Origin of the sequence: Streptosporangium fragile (genome assembly GCF_039534445.1) — a bacterium.
Lineage (GTDB): Bacteria > Actinomycetota > Actinomycetes > Streptosporangiales > Streptosporangiaceae > Streptosporangium > Streptosporangium fragile.
In genome coordinates this window covers 1-3,763 of sequence record NZ_BAAAVI010000152.1, presented here as the reverse complement: position 1 = coordinate 3,763, position 3,763 = coordinate 1, and the positions used below count along the sequence as shown (strand labels likewise).

At 62.9% G+C, this 3,763-nt stretch carries 6 protein-coding genes and 1 pseudogene; 3 read left to right on the top strand and 4 right to left on the bottom strand.

Going from position 1 to position 3,763, the window contains the following annotated elements; translation table 11 throughout:
• From ABD841_RS40275 to ABD841_RS40265, 4 genes are all read right to left on the bottom strand, one after another.
• The coding region (locus tag ABD841_RS40275; protein WP_344982329.1) for a winged helix-turn-helix domain-containing protein at nucleotides 1-551 on the bottom strand (551 nt) is incomplete at its 3' end.
• Nucleotides 552-614: 63 nt separating this feature from the next.
• On the bottom strand, nucleotides 615-827 hold the full coding sequence (locus ABD841_RS41065) for a transposase (protein WP_425582124.1): 213 nt from the start codon (nucleotides 825-827) through the stop codon (nucleotides 615-617).
• A gap of 125 nt (nucleotides 828-952) precedes the next feature.
• Nucleotides 953-1,288 carry a helix-turn-helix domain-containing protein gene (locus ABD841_RS40270; RefSeq protein ID WP_344982328.1) on the bottom strand — a complete coding sequence of 112 codons (336 nt, stop codon included), beginning with the start codon at nucleotides 1,286-1,288 and terminating at the stop codon, nucleotides 953-955.
• Complete coding sequence (locus ABD841_RS40265) at nucleotides 1,285-1,656, bottom strand: type II toxin-antitoxin system RelE/ParE family toxin (protein ID WP_344982327.1); 372 nt, start codon at nucleotides 1,654-1,656, stop codon at nucleotides 1,285-1,287. The genes ABD841_RS40270 and ABD841_RS40265 overlap by 4 nt, the downstream gene beginning before the upstream one ends.
• Before the next feature lie 168 nt (nucleotides 1,657-1,824).
• On the opposite strand from ABD841_RS40265, the gene ABD841_RS40260 reads away from it, so the two are divergent.
• The 3 genes and pseudogenes from ABD841_RS40260 to ABD841_RS40250 form a co-directional block, all read left to right on the top strand.
• Nucleotides 1,825-2,157 (top strand): hypothetical protein, encoded by a 333-nt coding sequence (locus ABD841_RS40260; protein ID WP_344982326.1) that lies wholly within the window; start codon nucleotides 1,825-1,827, stop codon nucleotides 2,155-2,157.
• Nucleotides 2,158-2,184: 27 nt separating this feature from the next.
• The gene (locus ABD841_RS40255) at nucleotides 2,185-2,805 is read left to right on the top strand and encodes a hypothetical protein (protein ID WP_344982325.1); all 621 of its coding nucleotides are present in this window, start codon (nucleotides 2,185-2,187) and stop codon (nucleotides 2,803-2,805) included.
• 440 nt (nucleotides 2,806-3,245) lie between these two features.
• Nucleotides 3,246-3,763: pseudogene (locus ABD841_RS40250) on the top strand (hypothetical protein); the annotation flags it as partial.

Genomic DNA, 3,763 nt, shown 5'->3' with positions numbered 1-3,763 from the left:
GACCAACTACGTTCCGCAGCGAGGCCAAACGAATCAAGATCTACGAATGTAGTACAGGTCCGCCGCGGTTGTTCCACGGTCGGCCACACCTCGCTCTTCCACACCACGATCGCGCCCTCGTCGCGCTCGATGGCCCGGCGCGCCGGAACCTGGCATGACCAGTCGTGCCGCCGCAGCAGCTTCCACACCCCGGGCAAGGAGTAGGTCAGATGGAACATCCGGCCGATCATGCGCTGAATGCGGGCCAGGGTCCAGTACTGATCGTCCCAACCGTGCGCGGCCGGGCCGCGCAGCAGCGCCGCCTCCAGCCGGGCGAAGCGCGCCTCATCCAGCACCGGCCGCGAGGCCGGGCCCGTGGAGGCCAGTGCCGCCTGCCCGCCGCGGGCCCAGGCGCGGCGCCAGCGGTTGGCCGACATCCGGCTGACCCGTATTGCTTTGGCCACCTGGGCATCGGTGTCGCCGCGGGCGAACAGTTCGGCCGCGCGCAACCGGACTTGTTCTCGTTTGGTTCGTTGTTCGGCGGTCAGCCCGCCGCCTTGTGCGTACCGCATGTTCTGGGCATACCACCGCAACCCGAGACGGTCACATGATCACTTAACATCACGAATTAAAGATCAGTGAGCATCGGACGTCGTCCGGCCCGGACGCTGCCCGCCATCGACCTCGGCCTGCCGGATCCACGTCCGCAACGCCTCCCGATGCACCCCGAGCCGGTCCGCAACCCGGGCGATCGTGCCTGTCCGCCCGCCCGTCTGCTCACGAAGCTCAAAGACCATCCGAACCGCACGTTCACGCAGCTCAGAGCTGTACTTCCTCGGTGGTGCCATAGCTCCTCACCCTTCCAGGTTCCGGAGCCTCCAACCAACCCGGGGTGATCCACTGCGGATGGAAGGCGAGAACCCGGCGCTTGGAGAGCGGTCGTCGGGTCGGAGACCCGATATAGCAGCCCCAGTTATGCGGCGTGGGTGTCGGTGCCGCGCAGGATGTACAGGTCGTCGCCGAATACGGCCGAGATCTGGAGTTGTCCGCCGAGGGCTTGTACGTAGCGGGCAATGGCCTCCACGGTGGACACCTCGCCGCGTTCGATCTGGGAGACTCGGCTCTTGGTCACTCCCATCAGGCCGGCGACCTCGGTCTGTGACAGGCCCAGGCTCTTGCGTCGCTCGGCCAGCCGGTAGCCGTCGATGTAGGCCTGATTGCGCCGCCGGGCCTCAGCCACGGCCTCCTCGCCGCCGGAGGTGGCCACGATGTCGGCGCGGACGTCGCTCCACTTGGGAAAATTCGTCATGGGTCCTTCTCCTCCGCCTCGCGTTCGGCCAGATACTTCGCGTACAGCTCTTCGGCGTGGGGGATGGCCTGCCGATACCAGCCTGACCAGTTGCCGGACTTGTCCCCGCCGATCAGCAAGATGGCCGATCGCCACGGATCGAACACGAACAAGATCCGGATCTCGGAGCGGCCTGCCGAGCCGGGACGCAGTTCCTTCAGGTTGTGGACCTGGGAGCCTTCCAACTTGTCGACCAGCGGGCGGCCCAGGCTCGGGCCGGCCTCGGCCAGTCGGTCGATGGCATCGACGACCTGCACCCGGGATCGCTCGTCCAGGGCGTTGATCCAGGCCAGGATCTCGTTGGTGACGCGGATCTCCCACTCCTCCACGCCAGAAGTGTAGCAAATCCTTTACTTGGAGGAGGAGCGTCACGACGCCGAATCGCTGACGACCACATGCGTCCTGACGGCTACGTTGACGGCAACAGCCTTGGACGATCATGGATGCCGGTGGACGGATTTGGAGGTGAACACCCCCGCTGACATGCGTTTCCGCAGGTGGGAAAAGCGGATCTGCACACCTACCATGTGGCAGCAGGAGATATCAATGTCCTCGTCCACAACGATAACGTTGTACCGAATATTATCAAGAAGATGCTCAATGAAATTCTGACAGGGAAGCTGGGGCAGCGCACCAACCCTGATGGCTCCCTAGACTTTTATCGGGGTGGCAACAATAGGAAGACGGCCTGGTGGAAGGGAGCAAAGATTTATGGTTTCGAAGGAAACAACGATTATCGGATCCTTGAAAAGGACGGCAAGTTCGCCTGGGTTGGTCCAGGGAAGAACGGGGGGCACGACTACAATAAAGTCATGCAACTTGGATGCTGATAATCCCTGCACGAGATGGAGAGATTCTTGAATGAGGAGTTGGTTGCAAGCCTGATGTTGAGCTTTGGTATGAAGCTTCTTGGCATCAGGCGCGGGACAGGGATCCCTGCCTTTATCGCAGGAATGGTGACGTCATGCGGCCCGAAGGAAGGGCGACGCGACCGGGTTGTCAAACTTCATGACCCAGATCGCATCGCGAAGTTCAATGCCGACTGGTACGCAATGGCGACCGAGTTCGGGCTTTTCGCGACAGATCGCCGTTTCCTGGTCTCGCTCAGTCCTGCTATTGATCCGGTCTTCGACCGGGCTCGCGAGGAGGCCGAGGACTGGGAAGACCCTGCATGGTGGGAATCCGTGTGGGGATTGGTGGAACTGCTAAGCGAATGGGATCTCGCAGGCGCCGGGGCGGCATCCCGTGTTCTAGGATCAGGATACGGCCATCCGGGATTTGTCATGTCTGCCGTGGATGGATCAGTCTTCGTCGTAGGAACAGTATGGCAAGACAGTATTGGAACGGCTGTCCTACCCACGCCTTATTGCTCACCGACACTCCGAGACCTAGCTCGCCGGAGCATGGGCTCGCGGACAGCCTCGGAGAACGAAGACCTGGCGGCTTGGCTCGCCCGTGGGAAAGATTGCGCTCAGTGAGGTGATCGCAGCGACTTTCACATGATCTTGCCGTACTCGAAACGGGTGGTCCCTTCACAATGCTCGCGCGGCAACTCATTGACCGAGCCGAGTTGTCGGCCCTCCGCTCGGGTCGGCGCCATCAGGGGCAAAGTAGCTGCGAGTGAGCGGCTCAATCATCTGACAGAGAGCCTGGACCGCATCGTGGCTGTTCATCAGCCCCGTGAGAAGACCGGCATCCCGGACGGCTGCGGAGTGTTATGGCTTCGCGTCTTGATCAAAAATGCTGTCAGGAGGCTCTGACCTGGTCTTTCTCGTTACTTTGGGGCTGGTGGCACCGACCCGAGTGAAGGGCCGACAAGGCCGGGCGGCTGGCCTCGACCACCTCACCGTCCTACACGCCGCCGGGTGGCAGCGCGGTCATCCCCAAGGTCAGCTTCGCCTACGACGCGGCCGGTCAGATGACCAAGGTCACCGACCAACGGGGTTATGCCACCACGACGGAGTACGACGCGCTGGGCCGCCCGGTGCGGGTCACCGACCCGGGCCCGTCCGGGCCGGGCGGCCAGTGGGTGGCCGAGTACGACCTGCTGGGTGAGCAACTCGCGGTCATCGACTCCACCGGGGCGCGGGTCGAGGCCACCTACGACGACCTGGGCCGGCAGATCACCAGCACGCAGGTCGAGCGCAAGCCCACCACCGCGGCATACACCACCAAACTGGAATACGACACCGCCGGCCACCTCACCAAGAGCGTCGATGCGCGCAGCAAGACCACCGGCTACGCGGTCAATGCCGCCGGACAGATCACGGCGGTAACCGATCCGCTCACGCATACAGCCACTTTCGGCTACGACTTCCTTGGCCGCACCGCCAAGGTGACCGACGCGCTGGGCAACACCACCGAGGCCGAATACGACCTGGCCGGTACTACATTCGTAGATCTTGATTCGTTTGGCCTCGCTGCGGAACGTAGTTG